Origin of the sequence: Hydrogenophaga sp. ANAO-22 (genome assembly GCF_042466645.1) — a bacterium.
Lineage (GTDB): Bacteria > Pseudomonadota > Gammaproteobacteria > Burkholderiales > Burkholderiaceae_C > Hydrogenophaga.
Window position 1 is genome coordinate 4800150 of sequence record NZ_CP159956.1, and the last position, 15751, is coordinate 4815900.

Sequence of the window (15751 nt, forward strand, 5' to 3'; positions counted from 1 at the left end):
TTTGAAATCAACAACTTACGGACTCCTCAATCGCTTCTTGGTGTAATTTTGGTGTAATCCGAGCCATGTTTTGCATGCCCTCCCAGATGCGCTCAAGTTCCCTGGAGGACTCCGTGTCTATCCATCGTCCGTAGACCGTCACCAGCATCGAGTAGTCCTTGTGCCCCATCTGGTTGGCGATGAAGGCCAGGTTGCCCCGGGCCGTCAGGTTCCAGCAGGCGAAGGTGTGGCGAGTCTGATAGGCCGGCCGTGCACGAATCTCCGCGCGCCGGATGAGGTTGCCCCACTTAGTGTTCCAGGCGCTTGGCACGAAGTAGTCGTTCACGACCGCCTTGCGTGCCTGCGTCTTCGGCGACAGGAGCACACGCACGTGGTCGATGCGCGATTCATGCCGATTGAGCCATACGGTCAGGTCGGCCGTCTCGCGCTGCTCCGCATCGGCGACCAGCACCTTCAGTGCCTCGCGCGCCGGCGGCTGCAGCAGCACGGTGCGCTCCTTCTTCGTCTTGGGCACTTTGAACGTCACCGACTGCGTTACCGAACGGCGCACCTTGATATGACTGAAATCCGGTGCCACGTCCTCCACGGCCAAGGCGCACAGCTCGCCCGGCCGAAGCCCGGTATAGACCGCCACCGTCACGGCGGCCTTGTCGATGGGATGCAAGCATCCCTTCTCGATGAGCGCCAGGTACTCTTCGTAAGTCAGCGGGTCAGGATCTTTGATGCTCTTGGTGAAGCGCACGCAATGCTTGCCGAGTTCGCCGCAGTAGTGGTTGTTCTCGCACCAGTAGAGGAAGCCGGAGAACGTCGCCAGATAGTGGTTTACCGTGGACACGGCCCGCGTGGCGATCAGGTCCACGCGCAGCTTCTGGATGTCCTCGGGGAGCAGGGCATCGACCATGCGCGTGCGGCCGAGCGTGTCCACGCAGATGTCGAGAGCGACTTCGTAGCGCGATTGTGTTTCCGGTGTGATGTCCACCGCCTTCAGCGGCTTGTAGCGGTCGCACAGTTCGCCCACACGCTTGCCGCCAAGGGGCAAGCTCGCGGCAGAGCGTGAATGCGGGAAGAAGTCGGCCTCGTTGTAGGTGCCGTTCCTCAACGCGAACAGTGCCGCGCTGCGCAACTGGTCGGCATGCTTGATGTTGTTGCGGGTCGGCTCTAGGGGAAGCGTATGGGCATGCCTATCACGCTTGTACATGAAAAAGACGCGGATCGAGTTGCCGCGCACTTCGACGCCGGGAAACCCCGTGCTGGTTGCTGCTGCCTTTGCCATGGTTTACCTCACAGGTTGCCCTTCCGTGATGCCATCGAGGGGCCACTGGCCGGTCTTGAGCATGAACAGCTCAAACAGGCCGGGTGGCATGGCTCGATCGCCGGCCTCCCATTGCTGCCACCCACGCAGGGAAGCGCGCACGGTGTGCGCGGCTTCTGTCTGCGTGAGCCCCACGGCGAGGCGGGCTTTGCGGATGGCGTCGGGTGTAGGGTCGTGAGGTTTTGGGGCGTTCATGGCGCCGGTAGCGAAAGCCCGATCCGCAGGTGCGGCCGGGAGGGAACTACGCGGGCAGATTATACGCTCAATGAGTGCATAACCATTTTCTTGGATCGCCATCATGGCCGTCGTCTTGCCGAAGGGGCTAGAAGGAGTGGGCAAGTGCATCGCTCTCGACCCAGCGCTCGAACTCGCCCAGGTTCACGAAAATTCGTCCGTCAGGGGCCTTCCGCCAGATGCGGCCCTCGATCCAGATGCCGCCCTTGATCTTGTGCCGCACGGCGTTCTCGCTATAGCCGGTGATTTCGGCGAAGCGCTTGATGAGTACCCACTGGCTCGGATTGCCCATGTTGACCTCCGCTCACGACGCGACCATTCGTGCGAAAGCTCCATGGCCGGGTGTCTGGCTAAGTGTGCGAGTTGGACGCCAAACAGAAAACCCGCGTGGGCGTACCTGAGCGTAGACGGGCGTCAGCAGGCATCGACATGGCGTCCCGGCGTGCCGCCGTCGGGCTCGCGGGCTGCGCCCCGCGCTTCGTGCCGAATCGCGGCCATTCGGCTTTGATCCCTGACGCCTTCGGCCCTGACGGGCCTGCGCTCCGCTTGCCGAAAACCCCGCGTGTGTGGGGTGGTGTGAGGGGGCGGTCTTGCTGTGTCCCTTCACCGTATCACGGCGTTCTCGCCGTGCAAGGGCTGCGCGCGCAATGCGCGCTTGCGTCCTAGCGGCCGTCTGCGACCCCTGACTGCTGCGCTGCGCCGTGAGGGCGACGGTTCCGGGCAATTCCGCCCTTGCAACCGGAGAACCGTCATGAACGACAAATCACACGTTTCCCTCGAACAGCACGTTTGCCTGGTCTGCGGCACGGCGTTCGATACCGGCGCCATTCTGCTGGACAAGCGCCTGCGCGCGAGCATGGAGCGCCATACGGCGACCGGCTGGGGCCTGTGCCCCGAGCATCAGAAGCTGTCCGACGATGGCTTTGTCGCGCTGGTCGAATGCGATCCGCAGCGCAGCGGCTCGCAGGCCGGCGGGCGCATGAAGCCCGAACAGGCATACCGGACGGGCCGGCTGGCCCATCTGCGGCGCACGGTGTTCGCGCAGGTGTTCAACGTGCCGATCGCGGACGAGCAGGCTTGCGTCTTCGTTGAGCCTGGCGTGATCGAGCAGTTGCAGTCGATGACAGCGCCGGCGGCGAACTGATCGCGCCGCGCTTCCTTCGGTGCGTCGTTCCTTCGGGAGCGGCGCACCTTTCTTTTTGCTGCGCCCCGGTATCTGTCTCCGCGCCTGCGGCGCTGCGCGCTTCGCTTGCCAAAAAACCGGGTGAGTGGAGGTGCGAGGGAGGCGGTCTTGCTGTTCCCTTCATCGTGCCACGGCGTTCTCGCCGTCAAGGGCTGCGCGCCAGTGGCGCTTGCGGCCCGTGGCCGTCTTCGACCCCTGACTGCTTGCGCTGCGCCGTGCCCCGGAAGGGCCGGGCAATTCCACCATGAACAACGCACTCATCACTGACGAGCAGCGCGTCGTGCTGCTGGCCAACGGCCGCGAATCCTTGGAGAACCCGGACTTCGATCCGGCCCCCGTGGTCAAGCTGTTCACGCCGGACGCCGGCGCGACCTGGCTGCTGACCGCGATTGATCCCGATGACCACGACCACGCCTTTGGTCTTTGTGACCTGGGCCTGGGGGCGCCGGAAATCGGCTGGGTCAGCTTGGGCGAACTGGCGGCGGTGCGCGGCGGGCTGGGCCTGCCGATCGAGCGCGACCTGTCTTTCCGCGCCGAGAAGCGGTTGAGCGCCTATGCGCGCGATGCGCGACTGGCTGGCCGGGTTGTTGTCTGAGCCGGCCCTGGGAGCGCCGCAAGGCGCTCCTTGCGCTTTCCCAACCTTCGCAGGAGATCCATGCCATGAGCAGCCATCACGACTACATCATCGAAATCACGGCGCAGCACGATGCGTTCAAGCCATTCGCGCCGGAGAACGGCCAGCCCTTGCGCTTCAAGATCGGAGACGCGGTGATCTTCACCAACGAATTCGGTGCGCAGTTCCGGCGTCGTGTCACCGGGTTCTATCGGCCCAGCGGGCTTTCGGGCCTGTACGCACGCGGTGCGCGCTACTTGCTGGACTCGTCATCGCCGTGCATGCCGGTATCGGAATCCAGCCTGCGTCCTGACGACTCGGCGTGATGCCTACGCGCCCCTCACGGGGCGCTGCGCGCTGCGCTTGCCTCCAGGGGAAAGCCCTGCCGGCTATCCCCGCCGCGCAGGCTTGGCGCCCCTGAACACCGCCGACTCGGCTGCGCCGGATCGGCCAGACCGCATTCGCAGCAGATCCACACGGCCTTGCATGTGCTCATCCTGATCCTGTGGTTCCTTCACCTATGAAGTCTGGGCGTCCCCGGCCACCTGGGAGATGGCCGGTCGCGCTGTCGTGCGCGTAGCGCATCGAGCCGCCTGCGGCGTCTCGCCCCTTCGGGCTTCCATCGTTCCCTCGCTCCGCTCGGCTGACGCCTCCGGCCCGGCTTCTAGCTTCGGGCCTGCGCGCTTCGCTTGCCGTGCGGTTCGGCACACAGGGATGGCCGTTGCCATGTCCAGCCGTCTCCCCTGACTTCATCACCTTGTCCGCGACTGTAGCCCGCGGCCTGGTGCCGTCAAGGCGCGCAGGGCCGTGTCCTCGGCTGCGCCTGCGGGCCGCACCAACCCTGCGCTTGTCTCCTTGACGGCCCCCGTCCACGGGCTCCCTTTCGTCGCGGGCGATGAACTCAGGAAAGACGGTGGCAACAGGGCCAACCGGGTTCCTCGTGCCGACCGCACCGAACAGCCGAAAGGCTGGGCTCCGAATCTAGGAATCCGGTGTGCGGTTTTCTTCAACAGCCATTTTGTTCAGGAGAAAGAGCATGCAACTCGCATCCCGCTTCGCTTCCCACTCCCCGGCGCTGCGCAGCGACTACCCGCTGTCCGATGACCAGATTCATCGCGTGGCCCCGTCCATCTTCGCGGATGCCCCGCACGAAAGCCGTTCGCAGCGGTACGCCTATATCCCCACCGCCGCCGTACTGACCGAGCTTCGCAAAGAAGGCTTTCAGCCTTTCATGGTGACGCAGACCCGCGTGCGCGATGAAGGCAAGCGCGAGCACACGAAACACATGCTGCGCCTGCGCCATGCCAGCCAGATCAACGGCGCGGAGGCTAACGAAATCGTGCTGCTGAACTCCCATGACGGCACGAGCAGCTATCAGATGCTGGCCGGAATGTTCCGCTTCGTTTGCAGCAATGGCCTTGTCTGCGGCGACACCGTGGCGGACGTGCGCGTGCCCCACAAGGGCGACGTGGCCGGTTCCGTCATCGAAGGCGCTTTCGAGGTGTTGAGCGGCTTCGAGCGCGTGAAGGAATCCCGCGATGCCATGCGCGCAATCACGCTGGACGAAGGCGAGTCCGAAGTGTTCGCCCGTTCCGCGCTGGCCCTCAAGTACGACCCCGCCGACAACAAGCCCGCGCCCATCACCGAATCGCAAATCCTGATGCCGCGCCGGTTCGACGACCGCCGCCCCGACCTGTGGAGCGTGTTCAACCGCACGCAGGAGAACTTGACCAAGGGCGGATTGCATGGCCGCAGCGCCAACGGACGCCGCCAGCAGACCCGACCCGTGCAGGGCATTGATTCCGATGTGCGCCTGAACCGCGCCCTCTGGATGCTGGCCGATGGCCTGCGCCAGTTGAAAGCCTGAACCGTTCCCCCGCCGGAGGGGCGGTTCCCCTCCATTCCCTTGTTTCACTCGATTGGAGATTCGCTATGAACGCCGTTACCCAAACCGAAGCCCGCGCCATCCAAGCCCCCGCGCTGGAAGCCGCCGACCCGACCAAGAACCTGATTCTGGTTCCGCTGTCGCGGCTGGTGCTGCGCCCCACGGGCCGCAACGTGCGCAAGACCCCGCGCATGTCCATCCCCGAACTGGCTGCGAGCATCCAGCGCGTGGGCCTGCTGCAAAACCTGATCGTCATTGCATCCGCCGATGGCGAGCATTACGAAGTCGTGGCCGGTGGCCGACGCCTCGCAGCCCTCAAGCTGCTGGCGAAAAAGCACCGCATCAGCAAGGAATGGGAAGTGCCTTGCCTGCTGGTGGCCGATGGCACCGCCCGCACGGCCAGCCTCACCGAAAACGTGCAGCGCGAAGCCATGCACCCCGCAGACCAGTTCGAGGCTTTCGCCGCGCTGGTGGCCGAAGGCCGTCCCATCGAGGACATTGCGGCAGATTTCTCCGTTACGCCGCTGGTGGTGCAGCGCCGATTGAAGCTGGCGAACGTCTCGCCCCGCCTCATGGCTGACTATCGCGCCGATGCCGTGAGCCTTGACCAGTTGATGGCCCTTGCCATCACCGATGACCACGCCGCGCAGGAAAGCGCGTTCTACGATGCGCCAACCTGGCAGCGCGGCCCGTCCGCGCTGCGCGAACGCCTCACCGAGCGCGAAATCGACGCCTACCGGCATCCGCTGGTGCGCTTCGTCGGGCTGGACACCTACGAGGCCGCAGGCGGTGGCATCCGCCGTGACCTGTTCGCGGAAGATGACGCGGGCGTGTATCTGACCGATGCCGCGCTGCTGGAACGGCTGGCGCAAGACAAGCTGGCAGGCATCGCCGCCACTGTCCGCGTCGAGGGTTGGGCGTGGGTGGATGCCACGCCGGGCGTGACCCATGCCGACCTGCACGCTTTCCAACGCGCACCGAAGGAGCGCCGCGAACCGAACAAGCGCGAAGCGGCACGCATCGAGAGGCTGCAAGCCAAGATGCACGAACTGGCCGAAGCCGTGGATGCTGCGCTGGACGCCGACGACGAGGACAAGGCCGACGCCTTGCAGGAGGAAGGCGAAACCGTGGGCGAGCAGTTGCAGGCGCTGGAAGATGGCTTGCAGGACTACGGCGCGAACGTGAAGGCCGCAGCCGGTGCGATCGTCACCATCGACCGCAACGGCGAGGCCGTGATTCATCGCGGCTTGATGCGCGAGGCCGAGGCCAAGGCGCTGCGCACGCTGGAAAGGCTACGCCAAGGGTTCGGCAGCGAAGGCGAATCCGAGAACGACGACGAAGGCGAGGACGGAGACGACGACAGGCAGCCCAAGACCGCCGCCATGTCCGACCGGCTGGCGCAGCGGTTGAGCGCCCACCGCACGGCGGCGCTGCAAATCGAAGTCGCACGGCATCCGCACGTCGCGCTGGCCGCGCTGGTGCATGGCATGGTGCAGACCGTCTTGCAGGAACGCCACTACGGCCACGATTTGCCGCTGGGCGTGGGCCTGAAATTGCAAGACCGGCTGGAAGGCATGGCCCCTGACTGGCCGGAATCTCCCGCCGCCGTGGCACTCCGTGAACTGCAACAGGTGGCCGGCGAAGCCTTGCCGGAGGACAGCGCCGAACTGTTCGCCGAGCTGCTGGCGAAGCCGCAAGACGAACTGGTGCGGCTGCTGGCCGTGTGCGTGGCTTCCACGGTGGACGTGGTGACGCCCCGCGCCACGCCGCACCAGCCCGGCGCGGAACTGGCGCAGGCCGTGGGCCTCGACATGGCCGCATGGTGGAAGCCAACCGCAGAAGGCTACTTCAAGCATGTTTCCAAGGCCGTGATTCTGGATGCCGTAGGCGCGTTTGCCCCGGAATCCGTCACCCGGCTGGCGAAGTTGAAGAAGGCCGACATTGCCAGCGAAGCCGAGCGGCTGGCCGATGGCACGGGCTGGATGCCCGCCATCTTCAAGGCCGCAGGCCCGCAGGATGCGGTGCAGGAGGCATGCCCGGAGCAGCACGCCCCGGAGGATGCCGAAGCAATGGCGGATGAACCCGCCGAGGCGCTGGCCGCTTGACCCGCGCCGAAGGCAAGCGCCCCGGCCTCGACCGGGGCGCTTTGCTGGAAGGAGAAGCCCCCCATGACCCGCACCGCCACCAGCCGCCCGCGCATGGCGGCGATCTACGCTCCCGGCACGGTGCGCGCCCGCCGCTGGCACGGCGCAGGCGACGTGCGCGGCTACCGCCCGCCCTCGGGCTGGACGGCCCGCGCCGACCTCACCGACATTCACCCCATCACGGGCCGCGCCTTGCCGCGTGCCGTGTGGTGGCTCATCGAAACGAAGGAATAACCGCGATCAGCACCGCGCCCAGGCCGTTCCGTCCTGGGCGCGGTGAAACGCAAAATCCGGGCGCGGCAGTGGCCGCGCCCGGTGTTCAAGGCCAACAGCCCAGCCAGAACGCCGCCGCCTTCGCGTTGGCTCAGGCGGCGGCGTTGAAGGCATCGCTGTAGCGCGCGATGCCTTCGGGCACTGGCCCATGCAGGGCCAGCGCCATGAAGTAGCCGGGCGGCACGCCCGGCAGTTGCAGGCCCGCATGGGCCTGAAAGCCAAAGCGCCCGTAGTACGCGGGATCGCCTAGCAGCACGCAACCAGCGGCTCGCATGGCCCGCAGTTCAGACAGCGCCTGTTCCATCAGGCGCGAGCCGATGCCGTGCCCCTGCCTTTGCGGCAGGACGGAGATCGGCCCCAACCCGTACCAGCCATCGGCCTTCCGTCCCTGGTCATCGGTGATCGTGACGGGGGACAGTGCGACGTGGCCGACGATCTGCCCATGCTCCTCGGCCACGATGGAAAGCGTCAGTTCATTGGTGGCGCGCAGGGCACGCACGATGAATTGCTCGGTGTGGCTGGTGTGCGGCGCATCGGCAAAAGCGGCCGTCGTGACGGCTTCGATGGCAGCAATGTCGTCCGGGGTCTCGTGTCGTAGCTGGAGGGTCATGGGCTTGTCTTGGATTCTTTCCTGAAAATATAGAACGACCTGGGCGTGTCGGCGCGATGCGCCGCCGGGCTTTCAGGCTGCGCCCCGTGCCGTCTTTGCCGTCACGGCCATTCGGCTTCAATCCCTCACGCCTTCGCGCCTGTGGCGCTGCGCGCTTCGCTTGCCTCCAGGGGAAAGCCCTGCGGGCTATCCCCGCCGCGCTGCGCTTGGCACCCCCCTCGATACCGCCGAATCGGGCTGCGCCGGATCGGCCGGATCAGCGTCCCGACGCGAGGGGCGGGGGCGACGGGCAGATACGCCGGAGCTTGCTACGGCAGGTTGCACGAATGCGTGCCGTCCTTGACGCTGGCGGTTCGTTGCCTGGTCGTCACGAGGGGCGGTTCACGGACACGCCGACTGGCCTTGCGATGGGCTTCCACGCCGCGCTTCATACCAGACGCCGCGGGTGTTGGGGGCGTGCTCACCAGTCGTTGGGCGTGGCCCTTGCCAGTGTCAGGAAGACTAGCCGGTGAAGCCGTGCAGCGCGGGATGCCGAGTGGACCATGACTCCTTCCGGGGTGGTTCGGCCCAGGGCGTCCTTGTCTCGTTGTGAATCCTGGCGGGGGCGCGGCTGCGCCTCGGGCTTCTGTGGCTGCAACCTTCCAGCCCAAATAATTTCCCCTGCGCTGCGCGCATTCCTCGCGGGACAAATTATTTGGTCTTCCAGGTGCTCCACTGCGTTGCGCCCGCACGCGGTGCAGCCAGCCCGTCCCCCGCCGGCCGGATCACAACAAGGACGCGATGGGCGCGAACCTTGTTCAACCGTAAGGAGATTCATCATGGCAAACATCGGCACCTTCACCGCGGAGAAAGACGGCTTCACCGGCACGCTGCGCACCCTGACGCTCAACGTCAAGGTCAAGATCGTCCCCAACGACAAGGGCGACAACGACAACGCCCCCGACTTCCGCGTGCAGGTCGCTGGCCACGACATCGGTGCGGCATGGAAGAAGGTCAGCAAAGCCGAACGGCCCTACGTGTCCGTGACCCTCGACGATCCTTCGTTCCCGGCCACCGTCTATGCCCGCCTGATCGAAGGCGAGGACGGCACGCACGACCTGATCTGGTCGCGCAACAAGCCCCAGGCGGCGTAACCGCCGCAGCGCCCCGCCCCTCGCGGCGGGGCGCTGTGTTGCTGGGCAGCGTAGCAAGGAGGCAGGACCGTTGGAGCGTGGGCTATGTCAGGCTGCTTCCCTATGCGTTGGGTTCGTGGCTGCGGATGCGGCATGGCGTGTCGGTGCTTTGCACCGCCGGGCTTTCGGGCTGCGCCCCGTGCCGCCTTCGCCGTCACGGCCATCCGGCTTCAATCCCTCACGCCTTCGCGCCTGCGGCGCTGCGCGCTGACGCTCGCACTCTCCAGGGCAAAGCCCTGCGGGCTATCCCCGCCGCGCAGGGCTTGGCGCCCCTCGATACCGCCGAACCAGCTGCGCCGGATCGGCCTGGCGAGCACCGATGCGCGCGCTACGGCGCATCGGCCTGCTGCGTCACGGCCTCCAGCTCCTGCCGCACCTGCGCCAGAAGCCGCTCGGCCCGCCGCGTGTCGTCACCAGCATAGGCCAGTGTCAGCAGCGTGAGCGGATGGACCTCCATGACCTCGCACAGCTCGGCCAGTTTGTTCAGGGTCGGGCTTTTCAGGTCGCGCTCCAGCGAACTCATGTAGGTGCGGCTGGACACGTTGGAGAAGGCCTCTTGGCTCAACCCCCGCGCCTTCCTGATGGTCTTCAACGCCTCCGACAATGTGTGCTTCGCTGCCAAGCTTGGATCTCCGCAAAATCCAAGATGACAGCCGATTGCGCCCTATAGGACTACAATCTATAGTATTCATCGCTGCGCTTTCCCGCTTTTGCGCCTGCACGGAAACCCGCTTGCGCTGATTCCCACAGAACCGTAAAACCGCATTCGTGCCTTTCCCCAAATGCGCCGATGCGGCTTCGCGCTTTCACGCTTCGGCGGATTTGTTCAAAGAAGGGGCCGCCCCATGAACCGACTCACCACCGAGGACGAGCACAGGCAACTGCTGGCCCACGGCCAGGCTCGCGCCGCTGGCGAAGCCATCGACCCGCGGCCCGTGGTGCGGTTGTTCACGCCGGACGCGCACGCTACCTGGCTGCTGGCCGCGCTGAACCCCGCCGATGGCGACACTGCCTGGGGCCTGATCGACCTGGGATTGGGAATGCCGGATCTGGGGGAAATCAAGCTGTCGGATCTGGCTGCCATCGTCGGGCCACGCCAACAGCTCGTGATGCGGGACCGGTATTTCCAGGCAGTACGCCCACTGTCCGAATACCTGAGACTGGCCCGGGAGAACGGCTCCATCGTCGATTGAGCCGTTCGCGTTCCGGAGCAGCCGGGGCGCATTGAGGCCATTTTCGTCTGGCTTCAGACCCGTCAGGTCTCAATCTGCGCTGTTGCACCGGCACGGGGCAACTCTGGCGCAAACAGCCATGATGGCTGGCGCGGCGTGCGGCAGTGTGGGCGTCGCAGGAGACGGCTTGTTCTCATGCGCTACAGCAAGCTTTTTAGACGGTTTTGTGCAATGTACCGGATTCAAATCGTCTTGACACAAGATTTACGCTCTGACCAGTTTTTTTACGATTGGGGCCTGATGCGATGATGCTTGCGCGGTGATGTTTGTGGCGCTGCTCCTGTGTTTAAAGGGAGCTTCGCCATGACCGATCACCGCACCGCGCCTTGGTATCCGACGGCCGCGTACCTCTACGTGTTGCACCTCGATGCTCCTGCTCTGGCTTGGGAATACCTGCGCAGGAATCCCGATTACCGGCTCGACTGGCTGCGCCGTCATCGCAGATCGCAAGCGGCGCATCCAGCGGCGCAGCCCTGGGGCCTGCGCCTGCTGGAAGATCCAGCCCTGGATGCGCGTGACGCGCATCCGGCCTGGTTCCCCGACCATGAGGCCGTGGTGCATCTCTACGCCGACGACGATCCACCGCCAGATGCCGGCGCCTTCGAGTTCTGGAATGTCCCCGGCCACAAGCACCTGATCCACGACGGCAAGCGCCTCGTGCTGACAGCGCACTGGCCTGGCTGCTGCGTGCGTCTCGCGCTCGGGCCGGGCCTGGAAGACGGCATGGCCTGCCTCTGCGCCATGCGGACCTGCGCCTCGCCATGCGCTCGCTACCGCGCGCTGGCGGCCGGGCTGGATGCGTTGACCGCAGCGACTGCGGCCACGCCTGCGGCGGCGGCTCGCGGACGGCCCACGCCTGCTGCCTTGCAAGAACTGCACACCCTGCAGGCGCTAGACGCGACCCTGGCGGGTGCGTCCTTGCGCGAAGCGGCCGAAGGGTTGTTCGGTGTGGACGCCGTGGCCGATTGGTATAGCGACGGTGGCCTGCGCTCCAGGGTGCGCCGTCTGGTGCAGCGCGGCGATGCGCTGATGCGCGGCGGCTACCGCCGCTTAGCACAGCTTGCGCCGCTTGAGAAGGGTCGTTCTGCATCCGGCGCAGATCGGCCCTGAGCAGGAAGGCCGCGTTTTCTGAGACTGCCTCCATCCGGTTGCGCTGTGCGGCCGGAGCTTTGCAACCGATGGAGGTTCTCGCCATGCGTCCCGCTCCCTTGCGGCCTGCCGCCGCTGCCGTTGCCACGACGGCCCAACCCCAACGCTACCTGACCAACGACGAAGCCGCCGACTATCTGCGGCTGTCGCCGCGCACGCTGGAGAAGCAGCGCGTGCTGGGTGGTGGACCCAAGTTCCGCAAGTTCGGCCGCCGAGTCATGTACGCCGTGGCCGACCTCGATGCCTGGGCCGCCGAGCGCAGCTTCGACAGCACGTCCGATCCCGAGTACGCCGAGCACCATGCGGCGGACAGCCGTGCGCGCTGAACGCCGGCGCGCGGGTGGCCTTCGCCATGTCCAGTCCTGCGCTGCCGTCCCGGCAGCGGCCCGTGCCGGAACGCGAACAGCTCGACCTGTTCCGCGCCCTGCCGGGCGACATGGCGCCGCGCGACAGCCAGGACCTGATGGCGTTTCCGTTCTTCTCGCTGGCCAAGTCGCGGCGCACGGCGCCGATCGACTTCCGCGCTGGCGACGTGACGATCCGCGTGGAAGGCACGGCCGAGCACGGCATCGCCACAATCTGGGACGCCGACGTGCTGATCTGGGCCGCCTCGCAGATCGTGGAAGCGCGCGACGCGGGCCTGCGTCCATCGCGGCTGATGCAGGTGCGCCCCTACGAGGTGCTGCGTTTCATCGGGCGCGGTACGTCGCTGCGCGACTACCAGCGCCTCAAGGCCGCACTGGATCGCCTGCAATCGACTACGGTGGCCACATCCATCCGGGAGACGAGCGGTCGGCGTCTGCACCGCTTCTCGTGGATCAACGAGTGGAAGGAAATGGCCGACGCCCGCGGCACGCCGCTGGGCATCGAACTGATCCTGCCAGACTGGTTCTATGCCGGCGTGCTCGACGCCGCCCTGGTGCTGACCATCGACCCAGCGTATTTCCGGCTCACGGGCGGCATCGAGCGCTGGCTGTACCGGCTGGTGAGGAAGCACGGCGGTCGGCAGCCGGGCGGCTGGCAGTTCGACTTCCAGCACCTGTACCGCAAATCGGGCAGCGTGGCGCGGTTCTACGACTTCGCGGCCGACTTGCGCGCGCTGGTGGCGCGGCAAGCCCTGCCGGGCTACCTGCTGGGCATCGAGCATGCCGCTGGCGTTGCCTCGCCGCTGCTGACCTTCCGGCCCGTGCCGCCCACGGCACGGGGATAAGCGGTGCGTGGCCTGTGGACGGACTCGTGCTATCAGGCAACACAGGTGTCGTGCTATCAGGCAACGAATCCTCGTGCTATCAGGCAACAAAATCGGCCGCAAAGCCAATGCTGGCGCGGGTTTCGGCCTCTCCTAACTTCCCTAACTCAAATGCTCTAACCGGTAGTAGAGGCGCCGCGCCCTGGTGGACAACCGCCAGGCAGCACGAAGCGCAGAGGAGAAAGACCGGCTTTCCAGCCAGGAGGGCCGCGCCATGATCTTCGCGTTTCTCAACCAGAAAGGCGGTGTCGGCAAGACCACGCTCGCCACGCACATCGCGGGCGAACTGGCGATGCGCGGCCTGCACGTCATCCTGCTGGATGCCGACCCGCAGGGTTCCTCGCTCGACTGGACGCAGCGCAGAAGCCAGCAAGGCTTGCCACGGCTGTTCAGCGCCGTGGGCCTTGCCCGCGAGACGCTGCATCAGGAAGCGCCGGAGCTGGCCCGCCGCGCCGATCACGTCATCATCGACGGCCCGCCGCGCATCGCCGCCCTGGCGCGCTCCGCGCTGCTGGCGGCCGAGCGCGTGCTGATCCCGGTGCAGCCCAGCCCCTACGACGTGTGGGCCAGCGCCGAGATGGTTTCGCTGATCCGCGAAGCGCAGGTGTTCCGGCCTGCGCTGCGCGCGGCCTTCGTCATCAACCGGCGCGTCAGCACCACCATCATCGGCAGGGAGGCGCGGCAGTCGCTGGCCGAACAGCCGCTGCCGGCGCTGCGCTCGGAGATCCACCAGCGCATCGTCTTCGCCGACAGCGTGGCCGCTGGCCGGCTCGCCCGCGAAACCGCGCCCGACAGCGCCGCCGCACGCGAGATCGCCGCGCTCACCGATGAACTGCTGCGGTGGCCGACATGAGCGGCCCACGCAGCAAGCGCGTCGGCATCGGCGCGCGTCCGCCCGCGAATCCGCACGCCGAGGCGTGGATTCGCCAGGGCGATGCCGATGCGCTCAACAAGGGCGACCTCTACACGGCCCGCCTGACGCTCGACATTACGCCCGCCATGCGGGCGCGCATCAAGGTGTCGGCCTTCACGCGAGGCGTGACCGTGGCCGAACTGCTGCGCGGCCTGCTGGAACGGGAGTTTCCCGACAAGCGCCCGGAGAACCTGCCATGAACGCATCCGCCTTGCCTGCCGCTCACGCGGCAACGGCTGCACCGGCTGCTGCGCCGCCGCCTTCGCTTTCGACGCTCGCCGGCCAGGCTGGCAGCGTGCCGCTGACTCGCGTATCGCTCGCCTACATCGAACCGCGCTTCAAGCTCTACCTGCGTTTCGGCGAACCGGCACGCACGCTGCGGCTCGACCGCTGGCGGCGCTGCGCGGTGTTCCTGCCGCGTGCAATGTTCTGCCGTGTGCGCTGGGAGGCAAACGACTACGGCACGATCCGCTGGCAGCTCATGGTGATGCAAGCCGCCACGCCGCTGGACGACATGCAGCGCATCCCCGGTGTGCGGCCGGGCGCACGCCTGCTGCTGCACGCCGAAGGCGAAAACGCGGTGCGTGCCGTGCTGGAACGCATCGACGGCATCGACGCGCAGGGCATCGCCGCCATCGACGTGTCGCCCGCGTACTGGCGCACGCTGGGCAACCGTCTGGCGGCTCGCCTGCCGCTGCCCGAATACACCGCCGAGCGGCATGCTGCCTGGCTGGCTGGAAGGGCGCTGCCATGACGACCCAATCCAACACCACATGCACGCACGAAGCCGCGCCGCATCCTCGCTCGCGCCCGCGCGCTCGCATCGTGCTGGCGGGCTTCGCCGCCGTCGGCCTCGCTGCGCTGGCCTGGGCGGCTTTCGTGTCGCCGCTGCCGCGTCTGACCTACAACCCGTCCGACAGCGTAGCGGTCGGCTGGTATCGCATCGAACCGTTCGACCCGCACACCGCCTCGCTGCCACGTCCGCTGTCCGTGGACAGCATCGTGCTGGTGCCGCTGCCCGACAGGGCCGCCATGCTGGCTGCGCAGCGCGGCTACCTGCCGACCCGCGTTCCGCTGCTCAAACGTGTGGGCGCGGTCGCGCCGCAACACGTTTGCATCGTCGCCGGGCAGGTACGCATCGACGGCGTGCCTGCGGCCGCCGCGCTGCCTGCCGACCGGCTGGGCCGGCCGCTGCCATCCTTGCAGCTTTGCCGCCGCCTCGAACCGGGCGAGCTGTTCCTGTTGAGCGTGACCAATCCGGCGTCGTTCGACAGCCGCTATTTCGGGCCAGTCAGCGCGTCCGCCGTGATCGGCGTTGCGCATCCGGTGTGGCTGGAGACACGCCCATGATGGCCGCCGATTCGCTGCGCTCCGGCGTGCCATCGGGCATGTCGTTCTCGCCGCTGCTGCCGTGTCGTCGCGCGTGTAGAGCGGGCGCATTCGCGCCGCGCCTCGCGCAACATCCGGCGCAGCCGTCCAACGTGCAGGCGTCTTGCCTCGAACGTGCCTGGCCTGCGGCCATCGGCACGTTCGCCGGCGGGCTGGCTGCTGGGGCAGCAGCGCCGCCGGGCCGCCGAGGCCCGGAGCGGGAGCGAGGGGCAAATGCGGAAGGCAAGACAAAAGGGTGCGGCACCCAGCCGCCCACAAAGCCTGTCTGCACGTGGGGGTGGCGCGGCACGCAGCGGCTTCACCGCCGTGCCGCGCGGTGCGCGAGGCCCGCGCCAATGCAGGCCTGTCCGCGTGCTTCGCACGACCGGACACGCCAGAGCTTGCAGGAAGCGC

20 protein-coding genes are annotated in these 15751 nt (G+C 66.9%); 15 read left to right on the plus strand and 5 right to left on the minus strand.

The genetic code is table 11. The annotated features are described in order from the left end of the window. Positions 1 to 7: 7 nt before the first annotated feature. From ABSY19_RS23200 to ABSY19_RS23210, 3 genes are all read right to left on the minus strand, one after another. Positions 8 to 1273: a tyrosine-type recombinase/integrase gene (locus tag ABSY19_RS23200; RefSeq protein WP_291555201.1), complete on the minus strand. Its 1266-nt coding sequence runs from the start codon at positions 1271 to 1273 to the stop codon at positions 8 to 10. 3 nt (positions 1274 to 1276) lie between these two features. After that, on the minus strand, positions 1277 to 1507 hold the full coding sequence (locus ABSY19_RS23205; protein WP_291555214.1) for an XRE family transcriptional regulator: 231 nt from the start codon (positions 1505 to 1507) through the stop codon (positions 1277 to 1279). A 127-nt stretch (positions 1508 to 1634) separates the two neighbouring features. Continuing rightward, positions 1635 to 1838 carry an excisionase gene (locus ABSY19_RS23210; RefSeq protein WP_291555203.1) on the minus strand — a complete coding sequence of 68 codons (204 nt, stop codon included), beginning with the start codon at positions 1836 to 1838 and terminating at the stop codon, positions 1635 to 1637. A gap of 459 nt (positions 1839 to 2297) precedes the next feature. Between ABSY19_RS23210 and ABSY19_RS23215 the strand changes: the two genes are divergently transcribed. From ABSY19_RS23215 to ABSY19_RS23240, 6 genes are all read left to right on the plus strand, one after another. Continuing rightward, the gene (locus ABSY19_RS23215) at positions 2298 to 2690 is read left to right on the plus strand and encodes an ATPase (RefSeq protein ID WP_296337311.1); all 393 of its coding nucleotides are present in this window, start codon (positions 2298 to 2300) and stop codon (positions 2688 to 2690) included. A gap of 283 nt (positions 2691 to 2973) precedes the next feature. Next, positions 2974 to 3324 (plus strand): DUF2958 domain-containing protein, encoded by a 351-nt coding sequence (locus ABSY19_RS23220; protein ID WP_308326677.1) that lies wholly within the window; start codon positions 2974 to 2976, stop codon positions 3322 to 3324. Positions 3325 to 3389: 65 nt separating this feature from the next. Next, positions 3390 to 3668 carry a hypothetical protein gene (locus ABSY19_RS23225; RefSeq protein WP_296337315.1) on the plus strand — a complete coding sequence of 93 codons (279 nt, stop codon included), beginning with the start codon at positions 3390 to 3392 and terminating at the stop codon, positions 3666 to 3668. 710 nt (positions 3669 to 4378) lie between these two features. Then, positions 4379 to 5209, plus strand: a complete 831-nt coding sequence (locus ABSY19_RS23230; protein ID WP_308327310.1) for a DUF932 domain-containing protein — start codon at positions 4379 to 4381, stop codon at positions 5207 to 5209. Positions 5210 to 5274: 65 nt separating this feature from the next. Continuing rightward, positions 5275 to 7332 carry a ParB/RepB/Spo0J family partition protein gene (locus tag ABSY19_RS23235; RefSeq protein WP_308326676.1) on the plus strand — a complete coding sequence of 686 codons (2058 nt, stop codon included), beginning with the start codon at positions 5275 to 5277 and terminating at the stop codon, positions 7330 to 7332. Between the two features lie 63 nt (positions 7333 to 7395). Then, on the plus strand, positions 7396 to 7605 hold the full coding sequence (locus tag ABSY19_RS23240; RefSeq protein ID WP_308326675.1) for a hypothetical protein: 210 nt from the start codon (positions 7396 to 7398) through the stop codon (positions 7603 to 7605). Positions 7606 to 7735: 130 nt separating this feature from the next. On the opposite strand, the gene ABSY19_RS23245 is transcribed toward ABSY19_RS23240, so the two are convergent. Beyond that, a complete protein-coding gene (locus ABSY19_RS23245; RefSeq protein WP_308326674.1) occupies positions 7736 to 8254 on the minus strand; it encodes a GNAT family N-acetyltransferase in 519 nt (172 codons plus the stop codon). Positions 8255 to 9072: 818 nt separating this feature from the next. Here ABSY19_RS23245 and ABSY19_RS23250 point away from each other — a divergent pair. Beyond that, positions 9073 to 9387, plus strand: a complete 315-nt coding sequence (locus tag ABSY19_RS23250) for a DUF736 domain-containing protein (RefSeq protein WP_308326673.1) — start codon at positions 9073 to 9075, stop codon at positions 9385 to 9387. A 367-nt stretch (positions 9388 to 9754) separates the two neighbouring features. Here the strand turns inward: ABSY19_RS23250 and ABSY19_RS23255 are convergent, their stop codons facing one another. After that, on the minus strand, positions 9755 to 10048 hold the full coding sequence (locus ABSY19_RS23255) for a helix-turn-helix domain-containing protein (protein WP_308326672.1): 294 nt from the start codon (positions 10046 to 10048) through the stop codon (positions 9755 to 9757). A 223-nt stretch (positions 10049 to 10271) separates the two neighbouring features. On the opposite strand from ABSY19_RS23255, the gene ABSY19_RS23260 reads away from it, so the two are divergent. From ABSY19_RS23260 to ABSY19_RS23295, 8 genes are all read left to right on the plus strand, one after another. Further along, positions 10272 to 10619: a DUF2958 domain-containing protein gene (locus ABSY19_RS23260; protein WP_308326671.1), complete on the plus strand. Its 348-nt coding sequence runs from the start codon at positions 10272 to 10274 to the stop codon at positions 10617 to 10619. Between the two features lie 342 nt (positions 10620 to 10961). Then, positions 10962 to 11768, plus strand: coding sequence for a DUF2285 domain-containing protein (locus ABSY19_RS23265; RefSeq protein WP_308326670.1), 807 nt, complete (start codon positions 10962 to 10964; stop codon positions 11766 to 11768). 83 nt (positions 11769 to 11851) lie between these two features. Beyond that, positions 11852 to 12133: an AlpA family transcriptional regulator gene (locus tag ABSY19_RS23270; protein ID WP_308326669.1), complete on the plus strand. Its 282-nt coding sequence runs from the start codon at positions 11852 to 11854 to the stop codon at positions 12131 to 12133. 26 nt (positions 12134 to 12159) lie between these two features. Beyond that, on the plus strand, positions 12160 to 13017 hold the full coding sequence (locus ABSY19_RS23275; RefSeq protein WP_308326668.1) for a replication initiator protein A: 858 nt from the start codon (positions 12160 to 12162) through the stop codon (positions 13015 to 13017). Between the two features lie 253 nt (positions 13018 to 13270). Then, the gene (gene parA, locus ABSY19_RS23280; protein WP_382156356.1) at positions 13271 to 13909 is read left to right on the plus strand and encodes a ParA family partition ATPase; all 639 of its coding nucleotides are present in this window, start codon (positions 13271 to 13273) and stop codon (positions 13907 to 13909) included. After that, positions 13906 to 14169: a chromosome partitioning protein ParB gene (locus ABSY19_RS23285; protein ID WP_308326666.1), complete on the plus strand. Its 264-nt coding sequence runs from the start codon at positions 13906 to 13908 to the stop codon at positions 14167 to 14169. Before parA ends, ABSY19_RS23285 begins: the two co-directional genes overlap by 4 nt. Further along, positions 14166 to 14723 (plus strand): DUF2840 domain-containing protein, encoded by a 558-nt coding sequence (locus ABSY19_RS23290; protein WP_108689692.1) that lies wholly within the window; start codon positions 14166 to 14168, stop codon positions 14721 to 14723. The genes ABSY19_RS23285 and ABSY19_RS23290 overlap by 4 nt, the downstream gene beginning before the upstream one ends. Next, on the plus strand, positions 14720 to 15319 hold the full coding sequence (locus tag ABSY19_RS23295; protein ID WP_308326665.1) for a S26 family signal peptidase: 600 nt from the start codon (positions 14720 to 14722) through the stop codon (positions 15317 to 15319). The genes ABSY19_RS23290 and ABSY19_RS23295 overlap by 4 nt, the downstream gene beginning before the upstream one ends. Positions 15320 to 15751: the final 432 nt, after the last annotated feature.